This window comes from Rhizobium sp. Root483D2 (assembly GCF_001426685.1).
GTDB classification, from domain to species: Bacteria; Pseudomonadota; Alphaproteobacteria; order Rhizobiales; family Rhizobiaceae; genus Pararhizobium; species Pararhizobium qamdonense.
Window position 1 is genome coordinate 287,317 of record NZ_LMFB01000019.1, and the last position, 17,480, is coordinate 304,796.

The 17,480-nt window shown below is 60.4% G+C and carries 15 protein-coding genes, 1 tRNA gene and 1 pseudogene; 5 read left to right on the forward strand and 12 right to left on the reverse strand.

What is annotated here, in order from left to right; translation table 11 throughout:
- Positions 1-4 precede the first annotated feature (4 nt).
- From ASD32_RS17525 to ASD32_RS17555, 6 genes and pseudogenes are all read right to left on the reverse strand, one after another.
- Positions 5-3,337, reverse strand: coding sequence for a transglutaminase family protein (locus tag ASD32_RS17525; protein ID WP_060639314.1), 3,333 nt, complete (start codon positions 3,335-3,337; stop codon positions 5-7).
- Between the two features lie 140 nt (positions 3,338-3,477).
- Positions 3,478-4,818: an FAD-binding oxidoreductase gene (locus tag ASD32_RS17530; protein WP_060639315.1), complete on the reverse strand. Its 1,341-nt coding sequence runs from the start codon at positions 4,816-4,818 to the stop codon at positions 3,478-3,480.
- A 115-nt stretch (positions 4,819-4,933) separates the two neighbouring features.
- Entirely contained in the window at positions 4,934-5,320 is a 387-nt protein-coding gene (locus tag ASD32_RS17535; RefSeq protein WP_060639316.1) for a VOC family protein, read from the reverse strand.
- A 63-nt stretch (positions 5,321-5,383) separates the two neighbouring features.
- The gene (locus tag ASD32_RS17540) at positions 5,384-6,157 is read right to left on the reverse strand and encodes a VOC family protein (protein WP_060639317.1); all 774 of its coding nucleotides are present in this window, start codon (positions 6,155-6,157) and stop codon (positions 5,384-5,386) included.
- Positions 6,158-6,209: 52 nt separating this feature from the next.
- Positions 6,210-6,779 (reverse strand): annotated as a pseudogene (locus tag ASD32_RS30705) (DUF1579 domain-containing protein).
- Complete coding sequence (locus ASD32_RS17555; RefSeq protein WP_060639572.1) at positions 6,733-7,461, reverse strand: thioredoxin family protein; 729 nt, start codon at positions 7,459-7,461, stop codon at positions 6,733-6,735. Before ASD32_RS17555 ends, ASD32_RS30705 begins: the two are co-directional and overlap by 47 nt.
- A 75-nt stretch (positions 7,462-7,536) precedes the next feature.
- Here ASD32_RS17555 and ASD32_RS17560 point away from each other — a divergent pair, with 75 nt between their 5' ends.
- The 3 genes from ASD32_RS17560 to ASD32_RS17570 all read left to right on the forward strand — a co-directional run bounded on the left by ASD32_RS17560 (position 7,537) and on the right by ASD32_RS17570 (position 9,327).
- Positions 7,537-7,983, forward strand: a complete 447-nt coding sequence (locus tag ASD32_RS17560) for a MarR family winged helix-turn-helix transcriptional regulator (RefSeq protein ID WP_060639320.1) — start codon at positions 7,537-7,539, stop codon at positions 7,981-7,983.
- 60 nt (positions 7,984-8,043) lie between these two features.
- Positions 8,044-8,442 carry a VOC family protein gene (locus ASD32_RS17565; protein ID WP_060639321.1) on the forward strand — a complete coding sequence of 133 codons (399 nt, stop codon included), beginning with the start codon at positions 8,044-8,046 and terminating at the stop codon, positions 8,440-8,442.
- A 159-nt stretch (positions 8,443-8,601) separates the two neighbouring features.
- On the forward strand, positions 8,602-9,327 hold the full coding sequence (locus ASD32_RS17570) for a class I SAM-dependent methyltransferase (RefSeq protein ID WP_060639322.1): 726 nt from the start codon (positions 8,602-8,604) through the stop codon (positions 9,325-9,327).
- Positions 9,328-9,359: 32 nt separating this feature from the next.
- Here ASD32_RS17570 and ASD32_RS17575 read toward each other — a convergent pair whose 3' ends face one another.
- From ASD32_RS17575 to cpdR1, 5 genes are all read right to left on the reverse strand, one after another.
- Positions 9,360-10,286, reverse strand: coding sequence for a cation transporter (locus ASD32_RS17575; protein WP_060639323.1), 927 nt, complete (start codon positions 10,284-10,286; stop codon positions 9,360-9,362).
- A gap of 238 nt (positions 10,287-10,524) precedes the next feature.
- Positions 10,525-12,369, reverse strand: coding sequence for a dihydroxy-acid dehydratase (gene ilvD / locus ASD32_RS17585; RefSeq protein WP_060639325.1), 1,845 nt, complete (start codon positions 12,367-12,369; stop codon positions 10,525-10,527).
- Between the two features lie 426 nt (positions 12,370-12,795).
- Positions 12,796-12,984, reverse strand: coding sequence for a hypothetical protein (locus ASD32_RS17590; protein ID WP_060639573.1), 189 nt, complete (start codon positions 12,982-12,984; stop codon positions 12,796-12,798).
- Positions 12,985-13,159: 175 nt separating this feature from the next.
- Positions 13,160-13,234 (reverse strand) — tRNA-Val (locus tag ASD32_RS17595).
- A gap of 96 nt (positions 13,235-13,330) precedes the next feature.
- On the reverse strand, positions 13,331-13,693 hold the full coding sequence (gene cpdR1, locus ASD32_RS17600) for a response regulator CpdR1 (RefSeq protein WP_018327941.1): 363 nt from the start codon (positions 13,691-13,693) through the stop codon (positions 13,331-13,333).
- 195 nt (positions 13,694-13,888) lie between these two features.
- Between cpdR1 and ASD32_RS17605 the strand changes: the two genes are divergently transcribed.
- Positions 13,889-14,788 carry an N-formylglutamate amidohydrolase gene (locus ASD32_RS17605; RefSeq protein ID WP_060639326.1) on the forward strand — a complete coding sequence of 300 codons (900 nt, stop codon included), beginning with the start codon at positions 13,889-13,891 and terminating at the stop codon, positions 14,786-14,788.
- Between the two features lie 395 nt (positions 14,789-15,183).
- Positions 15,184-15,957 carry a histidinol-phosphatase gene (gene hisN, locus ASD32_RS17610; RefSeq protein ID WP_060639327.1) on the forward strand — a complete coding sequence of 258 codons (774 nt, stop codon included), beginning with the start codon at positions 15,184-15,186 and terminating at the stop codon, positions 15,955-15,957.
- A gap of 14 nt (positions 15,958-15,971) precedes the next feature.
- Here hisN and ASD32_RS17615 read toward each other — a convergent pair whose 3' ends face one another.
- Positions 15,972-16,949: an alpha/beta hydrolase gene (locus ASD32_RS17615; protein ID WP_060639328.1), complete on the reverse strand. Its 978-nt coding sequence runs from the start codon at positions 16,947-16,949 to the stop codon at positions 15,972-15,974.
- Between the last annotated feature and the right edge of the window lie 531 nt (positions 16,950-17,480).

The following is a 17,480-nucleotide window of genomic DNA, read 5'->3' on the forward strand; positions in this document are numbered from 1 at the left end:
GGTCCTACATGCCTGCCGGACGCCGCAAATCGAGCGTCAGGGGAAATTCTGCCGACGGGGCTTCCGGCTGAAGCGCATAGGCGCCGGCCGTGTGCCCCCACGGTTCGAAACGGGCGAGCCTTCGCGCTTCCGCTTCATTGCCGTTCACCGGGAAAGTGTCGTAACTGCGCCCGCCCGGATGGGCAACATGATAGATGCAGCCGCCGATCGAACGCTTCGACCATGTATCATAAATATCGAATGTAAGCGGCGTGTTAACCGGCAAATTGGGGTGCAAACCCGACGAGGGCTGCCAGGCCTTGTAGCGGACGCCCGCAACCGCAACGCCATTGAAGCCGGTCTTGGTCAGCGGCAGTGCCCGGCCGTTGCAGGCCACGGTGTAGCGTTCGGGATTGGCGGTTTCGAGCTTGACCTGCAGCCGTTCGACAGAGCTGTCCACATAGCGCACGGTGCCGCCGGGAGCGCCTTCCTCACCCATCACATGCCAGGGCTCCAGCGCCTGGCGCAGCTCAAGCTTGGCGCCCTCGTATTCGACCTCGCCGCAGAAGGGGAAGCGGAATTCGAGCTGGGCTTCGAACCATTCCGGCCGGATATTGAAGCCGTTGGCGCGCAAGTCATTGAGCACGTCGAGGAAATCCTGCCAGACATAATGCGGCAGCATGAAGCGGTCATGCAGGGTCGTGCCCCAGCGCACCAGCTTGCCTTCGGCCGGGTTTTGCCAGTAGCGGGCGATCAGCGCCCGAACCATCAGTTGCTGGGCAAGGCTCATGCGCGCATTGGGCGGCATTTCGAAGCCGCGGAATTCGACGAGGCCGAGACGGCCGGTCGGGCCGTCCGGAGAGAACAGCTTGTCGATGCAGATTTCCGAGCGGTGCGTGTTGCCGGTGACATCGGTCAAAAGATTGCGGAACAGGCGATCGACCATCCAGGGCAAAGGTTGCTGCGCCATGCCGGGCAAGGGCACCTGCGCCATGGCAATTTCCAGCTCGTACAGCGTGTCGTGCCGGGCCTCATCGACACGCGGCGCCTGGCTGGTCGGGCCGATGAACATGCCGGAAAACAGGTAGGACATCGATGGATGGCGCTGCCAGTGCAGGATCAGGCTTTTCAGCAAATCCGGCCGGCGCAGGAAGGGGCTGTTGTTGGGATTGTTGCCGCCGACAACGACATGGTTGCCGCCGCCGGTGCCGGTGTGGCGGCCGTCGATCATGAACTTGTCGGCGCCAAGGCGGGTGAGACGGGCCTCCTCGTAGATCGCCGTGGTGATGGCGACGCAATCGGCCCAGTTGGAGGCCGGATGGATGTTGACTTCGATGACGCCGGGATCTGGTGCGACGCGCATGACGTTGATGCGCTCGTCCTGCGGCGGCGAATAGCCTTCGATATGGATGGGCAGACCGAGATCGGCGGCGGCTTTTTCGGCCGCCGCGACCAGGTCGAGATAGTCCTCGATGCGCTCGACCGGTGGCATGAACACACAGAGGCGGCCATCGCGCGGCTCGACGCTCATGGCGGTGCGCACGGCGCCGCGAATATCGGCATTGGCCGCTTCCAGCACCTGCTCGACACGCTTTTGCCGCGCTTCGGCTGCGGCCTTGCGCGAGGCCTCGGCCAGCGCCCGTGCCGGCGCGCCGTAATCGGGCAGCGGATCGCGCGGGATCGAGGGATCGGCCTCGTGGATATAGGGATATTGCGATGGCGGCACATAGGGCAGGGTGCCGAGCGGCATGCGGAAGCCGATCGGCGAATCACCGGGGATCAGGAAAATCTTGCCACGGCGGGTGCGCCATTTCTCGGAGATCCATTTCTGTCCCTCCGCCTTGGAGTTCCAGGCCTGGACGGGCAGGATATAGCCGGTCGGGGTGGTGAGACCTCTGGCGAAAACCTTGGCGATACGGGCCCGTTCTTCCGGGCTTTCAAGCTTGGAATTGTCGGGATCGACATTTTCCGGCAGGCTGCCTTCCTTGATGATCCATTCGGCCGGATCCTCGAAGGCGGGGATGACCATTTCCTGTTCGATCTCAAGGGCTGCCGCGATGCCGGTGATCAGGGCTTCGGCTTCCTTGGCGGTGACATTGGTATCCTTGCCTTCGGCGGCGATCAGGTCCGGGTCATGCCAGATCGGCTTGCCGTCCTTGCGCCAGTAAAGCGAGAAGGTCCAGCGCGGCAGGCTTTCGCCGGGATACCACTTGCCCTGGCCGTAATGGAGGAAGCCTCCGGGGGCGAAGCGTTCGCGCAGGCGCCGGATCAGCTCGTCGGCCTTGTCGCGCTTGGTCGGGCCGACGGCGCCGGTGTTCCATTCCTCCGATTCGAAATCGTCGATGGAAACGAAGGTCGGCTCGCCGCCCATGGTAAGGCGCACATCGGCGCCGTTCAGCACCGTGTCAACGTGCTCGCCGAGCGCATTCAGCGCCTGCCAGCTTTCCTCGGAAAATGGCTTGGTGATGCGCGGATGCTCCGCCACGCGGCTGACGGTCATGGCGAAGTCGAACGTGGTGTTGGCATCGCCGTAAAGGCCGCCGGAGATGGGTGCGGCATTGCGGTAATGGGGGGTGGCTGCCAGCGGGATATGGCTTTCGCCTGTCAGCAGGCCAGAGGTCGGATCAAGCCCGACCCAGCCGGCGCCGGGGATATAGACTTCGCACCAGGCATGCAGGTCGGTGAAATCGACCTCGGTACCCGAGGGACCGTCGAGCGCTTTCAGATCGGGGGCGAGCTGGATCAGATAACCGGAGACGAAGCGGGCGGCGAGCCCGAGATTGCGCAGGATCTGCACCAGCAGCCAGCTGGAATCGCGGCAGGAGCCGAGCGCCAGCTGCAGCGTCTCTTCCGGCGTCTGGACGCCGGGTTCCATGCGGATGATGTAGTTGACCTTCTGCTGCAGACGGGCATTGAGGCCGACGATGAAATCGATCGTGCGCGTTGGGGTCAGATCAATGCCGTTGATATAGGCTTCCAGCGCCGGGCTCATCGGCTCCGGCTGCATGTAGATCTTCAGGTCGTCGCGGATGTCTTCAGGGTAAGAGAAGGGAAAAGTCTCGGCGTCTTCCTCGATGAAAAAGTCGAAGGGATTGTAGACGGTCATATCGGCGACGAGATCGACTTCGATCTTGAACTCGGTAAGCGGGTCGGGAAAGACGTAGCGCGAGAGGTAGTTGCCGTAGGGGTCCTGCTGCAGCGTGACGAAGTGATTTTCCGGCGTGACTTTCAAAGAGTGGCTGATCACCTTGGTCTTGGAATGGGCCGCCGGCTTCAACCGGATGATCTGGGGACCGAGCCGTACGGGCTTGTCATACTTGTAATGCGTCAGGTGATAGATGCTTGCTTTGATCGCCATGCGAATTTTTATCCCCTTGATGGCGTGTCTCTGCCGCCATTGAGGGGATTTTGTGCAATGCGAAGAGAGATTGCAAGGCGCAATTCCCGGCGGGAAGATTCATTTCCCCGCAGGAAGAGCATTGCATAGCTGACTTGGGCCTATTCCTGCGGTTCGATGTTCTGGTTGAGGCGGAACAGATTGGCCGGATCGAGGCGGGCCTTGAGGCGGGCAAGGCGCTGGTATTTCTCATGGCCATAGGCATCGCGGGCGATGTGCGAGCCGGTGTCGCCCTGCTCGTTGACGTAATTTCCGGGGATCGAGCCATCGGACAGCAGACGGCCGTTCCTGCGGCCCCATTCGATACATCCGTCATCGCCGGTGCTATCGTCCCAGATGGGTTCGCACAGCCAGTAAAAGCCGGCGTTGCGCCCGGTATAGGCGGTTGCCTCGTCCGGCACGTCACTGATCGCGCCGCCGAGCTGAAGGACGTAGATTTCGCAATCCGGCGCCGGCGCATGCGCGATCGCATCGACGATGTGCCCGATGGCCTGATCGCTGATTTCGGACCAGAAACCGCCTTTGGCATAATAACGGCGCGACCAGGCATAGGCTGCGTCGTTGCGGCTTTGCAGCGTGAGATAGGACAGGTTTTCCAGGCCGCCACCGGCACCGTGAGCCAAGGTTCCGAACGGTAACAATGTTGCTGGCGCGTATGCGGTATCACCGAACCAAACAGCCGTGACGGCGATCCCCGATTGCGATGCAGTGAAAGACACGGTCAGATCCCTGGATTGTTGCCGCAGCAGATCGCGCAAAGCCGGAAGGACCTGGCGGGCACGGCTGAACGGGTAGTTCCATTGGCCAGCGACAATTCCGTCGAACGGATGCAACTGGAACCGGAAGCGGGTGATAACGCCGAAATTTCCGCCGCCGCCGCGAATGGCCCAGAAGAGTTCCGGGTTCCAGGTTGGGCTGGTCCAGGTGATATCGCCGCTGGCGAGCACGATTTCGGCACCCAGCAGGCTGTCGATCGTCAGGCCATACTTGCGGCTCGCCCAGCCCATGCCGCCGCCCAGCGTCAGTCCGGCAATGCCGGTGTGGGAAATCACGCCTGCGGGCACGATGTAACCCCGTGGCACCGTTGCGCGATCGAGATCGCCGAGCAAAGCGCCGCCGCCGACATCGACGGTCTGGGCCTGGTTGTCGATAACGATGGGACGGATCAGGGAGAGGTCGAGCACCAGCCCGTCATTGCAAGTGGAGAGACCAGGCAGGCTATGGCCGCCGCCGCGCACGGCAAGTAAGGCTCCGGAGGCCGCCGCCGCCCGCACGGCTTTTTGAACATCCTCGACATCCTGAGGGCGCACGATCGCGCGCGGCAGGCGGTCGGCGATGCCGTTCCAGACATGGCGGTAGCGATCATAGTCCGGATCACCGGCAGTGATCACCGGACAGTGAAGTTCTGCAGCGCTCAGTGCTTCCAGTAGCGAATTGGACATGGTCCTTGCCCTCGACTGGGCGATATCTACCATATTTTAGGAGTTGCAGAAATAACCCGTTTGCAGGTGATGCTGGTGTCCATCTTGGGTAAAACACCGGGGAATGCCCTGCCGGTTACTTGATGTCTGCCGCAATCTCCCAGACATGGCCGGAAGGATCGGCGAAGGCTGCGGTGCGGCGGCCCCAGGGACGGTCGATCGGGCCGTTGAGCAGCGTGATCCCGAGGCGGTTGAGTTCGGCGCAGACGGCGTCGGTGTCATCAACCTTGATCGTCAACAACATACGCGAGCCGGAGGATGATGCAGCCACAGGCAAAGGTGTCACCAGCTCCGGTGCTTCGCTCGATATCAGCAAATTGACCAGCAGGCCGGAGAAATTCAACACGGCGGAGACGTCGTCTTCAAATAGAACCTTGGGATTAAACGCCCGCTGATAAAATGACATGGCTTCATCGATATCATCGACGAACAGGGTGATGACCTCGATTGCGTCCAGCGTCATGGGACCTCCGGGAGTTCCTCATAAGGTGGCACCGGCGTATTGCGCCGGTGCCCGTCGAATGGATCAGCGTTTCATCGCCACGAGATTGAAATGGGCGCCCTGCGGATCGACGCAATTGACCACCCAAGCGCCGCCGGGGACTTCCATCGGGCCGTTGACGACCTTGCCGCCCTTGGCGTTGGAGCGGTCGATGGCTGCATCGAGAGCATCGACGTTGAAGTAGAACCCCCAATAGGGTGGTGCCGGGATGGCGGCCAGCTTGTTCATCATGCCGCCAATCTGGGCGCCGTCATGGGAAAAGAGCTGGTAAATGCCCATGTCGCCCATATCGAGGCCATCATCCTTCTGCCAGCCGAACATTTCCTGATAGAACGGAAGCTCGACGGCAATATCGCCGGCCATCAGCTCATGCCAGCCGATGCTGCCGGGGTCCATCTGCTTGATATCCGGCATTTCGCCGTCACTCGTGCTGAACAGGGCAAACACGGCACCATGCGGGTCGGCAACAACGGCGAAGCGGCCAACGCCTGGGATATCGTCCGGCTGCCGGTGCACGGTGCCGCCGAGCTTGACGAGTTTTTCCGCTGAAGCATCGACATCATCGACGCCGATATAGCCGAGCCAGGCCGGTGGAACGTTCATGTCCCGGGCGCTCTGCGGCAATGTCATCAGGCCGGCAACCCGCAAGCCGTTGGTCTTGAACAGCGTATAATCCGCATCGGGCATGCCGGAATCGGCCGAGGTCCAGCCGACCACGTCATCATAGAAGGTTTCGGCAGCCTTGGTATCGGTGGTCATCAGTTCGTACCAGACGAATGCGCCATGTCCTTTTTTCATTGCAATTCTCCTCCTCAAGTTTATGGCCGTCTGGCCGGGATCGCTGGATTGTTCAAATGCGGTTGTAGTCGCAGGACATGACGGATTTCCACGTGCCGTCGGCACGGCGGATGCGGGACGAGAAATTGCGGCTATCCGCGTCCCTGATGGTGATGATGTCCTGGTAGCGGGCGGTTTGGCCGGGATTGCCGAAATCGGGGCCTTCGCAGTCGAGCGTCAGCACCTTTCCGGTTTCATCGAGCTTTCCCTCGTAAATCCAGAGGTTTGTCATGACGGAACTGATGAACGATCCAACTTAAAGTTTCCTTGCCGGATCGTAGCCGAGCGCCAGGATATTCGTTGCCGCGCTGCCGTCCGGCATCGTGCCGGTGGCCTCGGCAACGATCCAGGCATCGCCCAGCAAGCGGGCGGTCTCCTCCCAGCTGGCGCCGCCATCCATATCGCCGCTTTCCTGGGAAGGATTGAACGTCAGGCGCCATCGTCCCGTCAGCTGCTGGAGCCAGCGGTGTTCGTCCACAAGATCTGCCTTCATCGCGTCTTCTCCTCTCCCAAGGGCGATTTCCGGGTCAGTCAGGTCAGGCACAGCAGGAATGGGGCTTTGCCTCTGCGTCATATTCGTCATGACGCTTCACGAAGCTCAGTGTCGATGTTTCATTGCGGCCCTTGGGCGCCCGGTCGAGGATCATCAGCGTCGTCAGGATTTCTTCGCCGCCGCGGGCATAGTCGGAATAGGTGTGGTAGATATTGCCGGCCTCGTCGCGGATGAAGGCGCTCATGCCAGGCAGCTCGTCATGGGCGTCGTCGCCGGATGTTTCGCGGAAATTGTAAAAGACCTTGCCGCTTTCCAGCTCTTCCTTGGTGAGGGAGACATGGTAGTCGAAATTGAAATCGCTGCCGAAGGACGAGACCCAGGGGAATTTCCAGCCCATGCGCTTCTTATAGGCTTCGATCTTGTCGAGCGGTGCGCGCGAGACGGTCACATAGGTGACGTCGTGATTGTTGAGATGGGCAAGCGTGCCATCGATATGATCGGACAGGAAAGAACAGCCGGGGCAGCCGGCCTCCCAGTCCGGGCCGAACATGAAATGATAGATCATCAGCTGGCTGCGGCCGTCGAACAGGTCGGCAAGTGTCTTTTGCCCCTGCGGCGTCTCGAACATATAGGCCTTGTCGACCTTCACCCAGGGCATGTTCTGCCGGGCGGCGCGGATCTTGTCGCGTAGCTTGGTTTCTTCCTTTTCGGTAACGAGCAGGGCCCTGCGCGCTTCAAGCCATTCGTCTCTGGATACAACCGGATTGCTCAACATCGTTCATTCCTCCTCAGAAAATCGCGTTTCGTTCCGCTTGACTAAATAGGTTGATATCAACATTATTAGCCCATGTCAAAGCCCATCGTGATTCCCTTCGAAACCACCCTTCATGTTCGCGACACATGCCTGTGCCTTCATGTGCAGCGCGCGGCGCGGGCTTTGGCGCGGAAATTCGACGAGGCATTGCGGCCGCTCGATCTGACCAATGGGCAATTTTCCCTGCTGATGTCGCTCAATCGGCCGGACCCGCCGGGAATGGGCCCGGTTGCCAATCTTCTGGCGATGGATCGCACCACGCTGACGGCGGCGCTGAAGCCACTGGAAAAGCGCGGGCTGCTCGTTACGATGAGCGATGACAGGGATCGCCGGCTGCGGCGGATGAAGCTGACGCCGGCAGGTCATGCGCTGCTCTCGACGGCGGTGCCAATCTGGAAGCGCACCCATGCCGATGTCGATGATGCGCTGGGCGAGGGGCGGCCGGACCGGTTGCGTTCCGACCTTCTGGCGCTTGCCTGATGACGAATTCCGGTCCGCTTCTGGAAGCGGACCATGTGTTAACCAAGGAGGAGACTGTCCATGAGAATGATTTTCGTCAACCTGCCGGTCAAGGATATCTCGAGGTCGAAGGCGTTTTTTGCCGGCCTCGGCTTCGGCTTCAATCCGGATTTTTCCAGCGACGATACGCTGTGCATGATCGTCGAGGAAAACATCTTCGTCATGCTCTTGCAGGAAGCGCGTTTCAAGGACTTCATCATCGATGAGATCAGCGATACCAGCAAGGCGACGGAAGTGCTGACAGCGCTGTCTGCCGCAAGCCGCCAGGAAGTGGACGAGACGCTGGCCAAGGCGCTGTCGCTCGGCGGCAAGGAATGGCGGCCGGTGATGGATTACGGCTTCATGTATGGCTGCAGCTTCCAGGACCCGGACGGCCATGTGTGGGAACTGGCCTATATGGAGCCACAGGCGGCAAACTGATACCCGTTGGGGGGAGCTGGAGTTCACCACCCGTCGCTCCGCCCCCCTCTCATTTCCATGCAAATTCATTCCAGACCGCACAATTCCTGCCACAAAGGGCTGACAGGACGAGGAAAAACGCCGCTATAAGCGCTGCGGCGGCAAAGACGGTGGTGAACCATGACGCAGAATGTCTACGACAATCCGGAATTTTTTGAAGGCTATAGCCAGCTCGGCCGGTCGGTCGAGGGGCTCGACGGGGCTGCTGAATGGGCGTCGATCCGGGCGTTGCTGCCGGACCTGAAGGGCAAGCGGATTGCCGATCTCGGCTGTGGGTTCGGCTGGTTCTGCCGGTTTGCCTGGGATGAGGGTGCTGCAAGCGTGGTTGGCTTCGATGTGTCGGACAACATGCTGGCGCGGGCACGGGCGACCTCAAATCCGGCGATCGTCTATGAGAAGGCCGATCTCGAGGTGCTGGAGTTGCCGCAGGCGTCGGTTGACCTCGTCTACAGTTCGCTTGCCTTTCATTACCTCAAGGATCTTCAAGCGCTGCTTCGCCGCGTCCATGCGGCCCTTGCGCCCGACGGCCAGCTGGTGTTTTCGACCGAACACCCGATCTACATGGCGCCGGCCCATCCCGGCTGGTCCAAGGATGCCGATGGGCGGACGACATGGCCGGTCAACGGTTATCTCGACGAAGGTCCGCGCACGACGGACTGGCTTGCCAAGGGCGTCGTCAAGCAGCACCGGACGCTGGGCACGCTGATCAATATGCTGATCGGCGCCGGTTTCACATTGCAGCATGTCGAGGAATGGGGGCCGTCGCTTGAACAGGTGGCCGCCCATCCGGAATGGGCAGACGAACGCGAGCGGCCGATGTTCCTGATAGTTTCCGCACGCAAATAACCGGCAGCACCGGGAACTTCGCGGGAAAACGGCTATTCCGCCCATTCCGTGTCGGCGGTGAAAGCGATTGTCAGCCAGCGATTGGGGCCTTCGCTGCCGATGCGGGCGCCGATATCGTCGCGCAGCTGGTCCCATTCCTCGATCGTGCGGGCGGGCATGCCCGGTGGCACGATGAAATAAAGCTCCACCTGCATCAACCGGCCGATGCGGGCGACATAGGCGCGGTGGGACAGGAAGGCCTGTTCCTGCACCACCTCTTCCGCCACTTCGTCGATCCTTGCCCGCAAGGGCGCCGGTGTCATCAGCAGGATATCGGACAGCGCCTGGCGCACCGTGCCGACCGGCATCGGAATGATGACGACGGAGACCAGCGCCAGAACGGCCGGGTCAATATAGGGCGCGATCCAGGCAAGCTGCGTGCCGTCGACGAAAAAGCCGCCGATAAAGGCGATCAACAGGGCGGCCGTGATACCGGCGGACATCAGCCAGGCGGTGGCATCCAGGGTTAGAAATCCGGAGCGGATCGTGGCGTTTTTCCTGCGGACGACGGCGGCCATGGTCAGGCAGGCCGCAAGCGTGATGGCCGCATAGAGGATCGCATAATCGAATTCGAGCGCATGGCCGCCGGAGAGAATGCTGATGATCGCGTTGATCAGCGCGTAGACGGCAACGCTCATCAACAGGACGCCGTTCAGCCCGAGCACGATCGGCTCGAGATGCCAGAAGCCGAGCGAAAACCGCGCCCGCAGCTTGCCCTTGCCACGGGCCGGGTCCGCATCGCTGGCAATCAGCCTGGCGACCACCAAAGCGAGCGTGCTCATGCTGGCATCGGCGAGCGAGTAGACCCCGTCGAAGGCGATCGAGAAGGAGCCGGTGACGATGCCGAATGCAATGCCGGAACAGGCGATCAGAATCGTCACGGCAATGGAGATTTTCAGGATCGTCTGTTCGGCTTGCATGGGTCTGCTCGGAATGGTGGGCTTTGGGATGGGGCTTGCACACGGAAGTGTGGGCGCGTTTGCGGCATTTGCCTATATCCGAATGACGGCCGAATGGCGGCTCTGCAAAGAATTGCACCAAAGGGCGGCGTTCAGTTCAGAGCGTTGTGCGCAAGAGTTTTTGCAGTTGAAAAAGAAACACCCCTGAATCCACTGGGATTCAGGGGTGTCGATCGGTGAAAGATGCGTACGGCTGCTTTTAGCCGAGATCGCCGAGATCGCGAACGGCGCCACGGTCGGCCGAGGTGGCGAAGGCGGCGTAGGCTTTCAGCGCCGTGGTGACCTTGCGCTTGCGCAGCTCGACCGGCTTCCAGCCCTTGGCGTCCTGTTCGGCGCGGCGCGCAGCGATTTCGGCGTCATCGACACGCAGCGAGATCGTCCGGTTGGGGATGTCGATATCGATCATGTCGCCTTCGCGCACGATGCCGATCAGGCCGCCATTGGCAGCTTCCGGCGAGACGTGGCCGATGGAGAGGCCGGACGTGCCGCCGGAAAAGCGGCCGTCGGTGATCAGGGCGCAGGCCTTGCCCAGTCCCTTCGATTTCAGGTAGCTGGTCGGATAAAGCATTTCCTGCATGCCCGGGCCGCCCTTGGGACCTTCATAGCGGATAACAACGACATCGCCGGCTTTGACCTCATTGGCAAGGATCGCCTTGACCGAGGAATCTTGGCTTTCGAAGACGCGGGCGGGGCCGGAGAATTTCAGGATCGATTCATCTACGCCGGCTGTCTTCACGATGCAGCCGTTGATGGCGATATTGCCCTTGAGCACGGCCAAGCCGCCGTCCTTGGAGAACGGGTGCTGGGCATCGCGGATGACGCCCTTTTCGCGGTCGAGGTCGAGTTCCTTCCAGCGTGCGCTCTGGCTGAAGGCAACCTGCGTCGGCACGCCGCCGGGTGCGGCACTGAACAGTTCAAGTGCTGTCGGATTGTCGGTGACGGAAATATCCCATTGCGACAGGGCATCGCGTAGCGTCTTGGCATGCACGGTCGGCAGGTCGGCATTCAAGAGGCCTGCGCGGTTGAGCTCGCCCAGGATCGCCATGATGCCGCCGGCCCGGTGCACGTCTTCCATATGCACGTCAGACTTGGCGGGCGCGACCTTGGAGAGGCACGGAACCTTGCGCGACAGCCGGTCGATGTCATCCAGGTTGAAATCGATTTCGCCTTCATGGGCGGCGGCAAGAATGTGCAGAACGGTGTTGGTCGAACCGCCCATGGCGATATCGAGCGCCATGGCATTTTCAAATGCGCCCCTGGACGCGATGGTGCGCGGCAATGCCGTTTCGTCATCCTGTTCGTAGTAGCGCTTGGCGAGACCGACGATGCGGCGGCCGGCTTCGAGAAACAGCTTTTCACGATCGGAATGGGTCGCCAGCGTCGAGCCGTTGCCGGGCAGCGACAGGCCAAGGGCTTCCGTCAGACAGTTCATCGAATTGGCGGTGAACATGCCGGAGCAGGAGCCGCAGGTCGGGCAGGCCGAGCGCTCGATGGTCTTGACGTCCTCGTCCGACATGCTGTCGTCGGCGGCGGCCACCATGGCATCGACCAGATCGAGCGCATGGATCTTGCCGTCGGACAGCAGAACCTTGCCGGCTTCCATCGGGCCGCCGGAAACGAAGATGGTCGGGATGTTGAGGCGCAGCGAGGCCATCAGCATGCCGGGGGTGATCTTGTCGCAATTGGAAATGCAGACCATCGCATCGGCGCAATGGGCATTGACCATATATTCGACGCTGTCGGCGATGATCTCGCGCGACGGCAGCGAGTAGAGCATGCCATCATGGCCCATGGCGATACCGTCATCGACGGCGATCGTGTTGAATTCCTTGGCGACGCCGCCATTGGCTTCGATCTCGCGGGCCACCAGCTGGCCGAGGTCTTTCAGATGCACATGGCCCGGCACGAACTGGGTGAACGAGTTCACCACCGCAATAATCGGCTTGCCGAAATCGCCGTCCTTCATGCCCGTCGCACGCCAAAGGCCGCGAGCGCCGGCCATGTTGCGGCCGTGGGTGGTGGTGCGGGAGCGATAGGCAGGCATGGACGTCTTCCTTGAGCTTGTCTGGGTGAACGGCAGATATAGGGTTCAGGGACCACAATTTCAGCGGTTCCTATCGCAAAACTGCGCCCGCGTCACGAATTTCGTAACAATATTTCGTGTTTTTTGGAGGGCGGCAGTCTTTCAAACGGGCTTGCCCCGCACGTTTGAATGGATTGCTTTGCGATCATATCGCCCAAAATTGCAAATTTGGCCGGACTGACGTCGCTGAGCCCCGATCGCAGCCCGAATTCCGGCGCAACTGATTGATTTCGAAGAATAACGGTCACCACCTACCTTGTTTGGGGGATGCGGACGGCCGGTTTTCACTCTTTATTGCCGGGGCTGGACACTTTGCAAACCCGGCAATTTCATCACGTAAACCATTGTATAATCTCCTCTCCGGTAACGGGGAGGGGATTTTGCAATCTAGAGAAGCGGGCTTTTGCGCCCTGCAAGATGATCGCGATTAAGCGCCTCCATGATGTCGCGCGCATCGTCGCGATCTAGGCCTGCAAGATCACGGCCGTCCGATGCGGCCGGCAGATGCGTGATCACGTCCATCACGGTCCAGGTGCCATTCCGTTCCTGGCGCAGCTCGTAGCGCGGTTCCTTCACAGGCGAACTCGTCCTTGGTTTTGGTGTGAGGTCTGTCTTTGACGGCGGTTCATGATCCCGGTGGCGGATGGCAAAGTCAACCGGTTCATTCCGGGAGCTGCTGCGGGCGGTCATCCAGGCTGAAACAACAACGAAAAAGGCCTTCCGGTTTCCCGAAAGGCCTTTAGAAACTGGATGGTGGGCGTGACAGGGATTGAACCTGTGACCCCTACGATGTCAACGTAGTGCTCTCCCGCTGAGCTACACGCCCATCCGATGTCGGCGCATAGACCATAAACCTCCTGGGGCGTCAATAGGCTTTTTTCGGCTTTTTGACAGGAAGTTTTGCGGCCCCTGCGGCACAGCCTTAAGCGGCCAGCATCTTGTTCACTTCGTCCACAAGATCACGCAGATGGAAGGGCTTGGACAGGACCTTTGCGTCCTTCGGAGCTTTCGAATCGGGGTTCAGCGCCACTGCGGCAAAGCCGGTGATGAACATGACCTTGAGGTCGGGATCGAGTTCGGTCGCCCGGCGGGCAAGCTCGATGCCGTCCATTTCGGGCATGACGATATCGGTCAGAAGAAGCGAAAACGGCTCTTCGCGCAGCCGGTCATAGGCGCTGGCGCCATTGTCGAACGACAATACCTTGTAACCGGCCTTTTCCAGGGCTTTCACCAGGAACCGGCGCATGTCGTTATCGTCTTCGGCGAGGAGGATTTTTGGACTCATGGATTAAAGCCGTTGCACCTTACGTGTCGATGTCGGGAATTGCGGTGACGTCATGAAACCGCAGTTGAGTAAATATCCGGTGAAGACTGAAGGTCAAGCCCCGCTCACCGGCAGGAAACGACTATGGACATGATTGCCGCCTGCTGGCAACATACACGAAGCATCAAGATTGTGACATGGTAAAAAAGGGCTGCGATGACGCAGAACGTCAGCGAAACCGAACAGTTCGAAGTTCGCGAGCCGGAAATGCAGCGCATTCCCTTTGTCTTCAATTCGCCCCATAGCGGCAGGGTCTACAGTTCATCCTTCCTGAAAAAATCCCGCCTGGACCACCTGTCGATCCGCCGCTCCGAAGATCATTTCGTCGATGAACTGTTCCATTGCGTCACCGATCTCGGCGCCCCCTTGTTAATGGCGCATTTCCCGCGTGCCTTTCTTGACGTCAACCGCGAACCTTATGAGCTCGATCCGCGTATGTTCGACGGTCCCTTGCCGCCGCATGCCAATATCAGCTCGATGCGGGTGGCGGGCGGTCTTGGCACAGTGCCGCGGCTGGTCGCTGAAAACATGGAAATCTACCGCGGCCGCTTTCCCGTTTCCGAAGCGCTGGAACGGATCGAGACCATCTACAAACCCTATCATGCCTGCCTGCGGCGGCTGATTGCCCGCACACATGTGCAGTTCGGACTGGCGGTCCTGATCGACTGCCATTCGATGCCGGGCAATATCCGGCTGGCCGGGACGGGCCAACGGCCCGACTTCATTATCGGCGACCGCTATGGCACCAGTGCCTCGGCCGATCTGTCGCGGACTGCGGTCTCGCTCCTGGAGGATCTCGGCTTTTCCGTCGCCCGCAACAAGCCCTATGCCGGCGGCTTCATCACCGAACATTACGGCCGGCCGGCGCGCGGGCTGCATGCGCTGCAGATCGAGATCAATCGTGGTCTCTATGTCGATGAAACGACGCTGCAGAAGAAGCGGGATTTTCCGATGCTGGCAGACGCGATCGGCATGTTTCTCAGCGGACTTGCGGCGCATGTTGAAAGTTATGCGCCAAGTACATCGGCGGCCGGGACGCCGCTCGCTGCCGAATAGCCGTCTTTTCCAGGACATTCTTTCCCTGACATCAAGACAAAAAAAACCGCGCTTGTGGCGCGGCTAAGTCTAGGGAGGAAACACCCAAGGAGGGTATTTACAGCCACAAGTGACTGTAGGGAAAATTTAATATTGCAGCGCACAATTGTCAAGCTAGATTTGGCCACAATTGGTGCAGTGCGCCAAAACCCTGGGATGTGGTATTGCTGTAAATTGGCCGGTTTCGCGCTGTTTATTGATTTTTCAGGCCGGTTCTTCGTAAAACCGTCACAAGACTGCCGTCACATCTGCTGATCGGCGCGATTTTTTCCGATTTTCCTGCCAAAGGCTTCTTTTTCAAAAAAATGTGCCATAAGCAGATTCAGCCTTCCATTCCCCTATTTTCGTGAGGTTTCATGCTGCCGGACCGTGAATTTTTCGATCGCCTTGCCGATGCTGCCAAGGCGCAGACCCTGCCGCGTTTCCGCACCGGCATCAGTGTCGCCAACAAGGAGGCTGCCGGTTTCGACCCGGTTACCGAGGGCGACCGGGCGGCCGAAACGGCAATCCGCGCGCTGATCGAGGCGCATTTTCCCGAGCATGGCATTCTGGGCGAGGAATTCGGCAATATCGGGCTCGACCGGGATTATGTCTGGGTGATCGATCCGATCGACGGGACTCGCGCGTTCATCTCTGGCCTGCCGGTCTGGGGCACGCTGATCGGCCTCTATCACAAGGGCGAGGCGGTGATGGGGCTGATGGACCAGCCGTTTACCGGCGAGCGCTATTTCGCCGATGGCAAGAACACTCATTATCGCGGGCCGGGCGAAGACAAGGTGGTCTCGACACGCGCTTGCGCCGATCTCAGCCAAGCCATCCTCTTCACCACCTCGCCGCATCTTTATACCGGCGATATCAAGACCCGCTTCGAGGCGGTGCAGGACAAGGTGCAGCTCGCCCGCTACGGCTGCGATTGCTACGCTTTCGCGCTGCTGGCAGCCGGTCATATCGACCTCGTCATCGAATGCGGCCTGAAGCCCTATGATGTCGGCGGGATCATTCCGCTGATCGAACAGGCCGGCGGCATCATCACCGACTGGAATGGCGGCCCGGCGGAAATGGGCGGCGAGGTGATTGCTGCTGGCAGTGCCGAAATCCACACACAGGCGCTGGCCATCCTGAAGGGCTGAGAGCCCAACGGATGTCAGGCCGACAGGTCCTCGCTATCGGCGAGCGCCGTGTCCGCCGTGCTGCCGGGGATGAAGGCCTCGATGGCGGCGATCGCCTGGGCGCGATAATGGTCTGATTCCTGCAGGAGTTCGTGCCGGGCGCCGTCGATCGGGATCATGTGGCCGGCGCGAAAATTGCGGGCAAGGGTCTCCACCGCCAGATGCGGCACCAGCCTGTCCTGCGTCGGCGCCAGCACGATGGTCGGCACGCGGATCTGAGTCAGATGTTCGCGGGCGGACACGCGCTTGATCGCCTTGAATGTCTCATGCAGCCAGCGGGCGGTGGGCGGTCCAAGCGCAAGTTCCGGATGGGCGTCCGTCAATGCCTTGTTGCGGGCAAAGCGCCGTGCATCCGAGGTTAAAAGATTTTCCGGAAAGGGCCGCGAACCCTTGTCGCGCATCAAGGGCAGGGAGCCGAGACCAAAGAGCGTGAAAGCGCTGGCCAGGAGGCTGACCATGCCGTGGCCGACCTTTTGGCCGCCGAGCGCCATGAAGGGGGCGGCGATCGCCAGCCGGTCGATGCGGCTGGCAAGCAGCGGCGCCTGCGCCAGGGCGACCAGTGCGCCCATCGAATGGGCCAGCATGAAGAAGGGCAGGCGGGTATCGGGAAGCACGATCTTTTCAAGGAAGGTCGAGAGATCGCTCTCGTAATCGGCAAAGCGCCTGACGTGACCACGGCGCCTGTTTTTCAAGAGCCGCTCGGAGCCCGCCTGGCCGCGCCAGTCGAAGGTTGCGACCCACAGGCCACGCGCGGTGAGCTCGCCGATCGTCTCGGCATATTTCTCGATCGATTCATTGCGTCCCTGCAGCAGCACGACGGTGCCCTTGGCGACCGGCGTATCGGACTTGAAGATCGCATAACGGAGCTTGCGGTTGCCCACGCCTTCGAAGAACCCGACGGTATGATTGCCGGGGATCGGATTGTCCGGGGTGGAATGAAGCATTGACGTCATGGCAGGTCCGTGTCCGGCGGGTCTTTCAGGGTGCAGTGGCAACACACCAGTGCGCCGGCTGCAGAAGAATGCGCCTGCAATGCACCGGATTTATGATCGCCTATTTTGATCAATATCGATTAAGGAACGGTGCAGGCAAAGCAGTGGGGAAGCGATCCGCACGGTCAAAAATGTTGGCCATCTGGAAAAAGGGCCGGAAACGGTGGGGGACTTATACCGTTCCCGGCCAGAGACAGTCGGCTGGTAGAGGACAGGGAGCTTTGGGAGAAGGGACGTTCACCTTGGCTGCCTGCCTCGTCTTCCGATGGTTCGGTTTTAAAGCATGAAAGCTGAACGCAGCTCGAACCGGCCGTTCATCCTGCGTTTATCGGCGGCGTGGGTCATGAGATGCGCGTTCTTAGTTGTGCAACGGGGGGCTTGAAGGCCGCAAAAACAATTCCCATCTCATCCTCACGGGCGCCGAAACCGGGCCCGTTCACCGGTTCTGCCATTGCCACTTGCAGGGATGACAGAGCCAAGATCGCACACCCG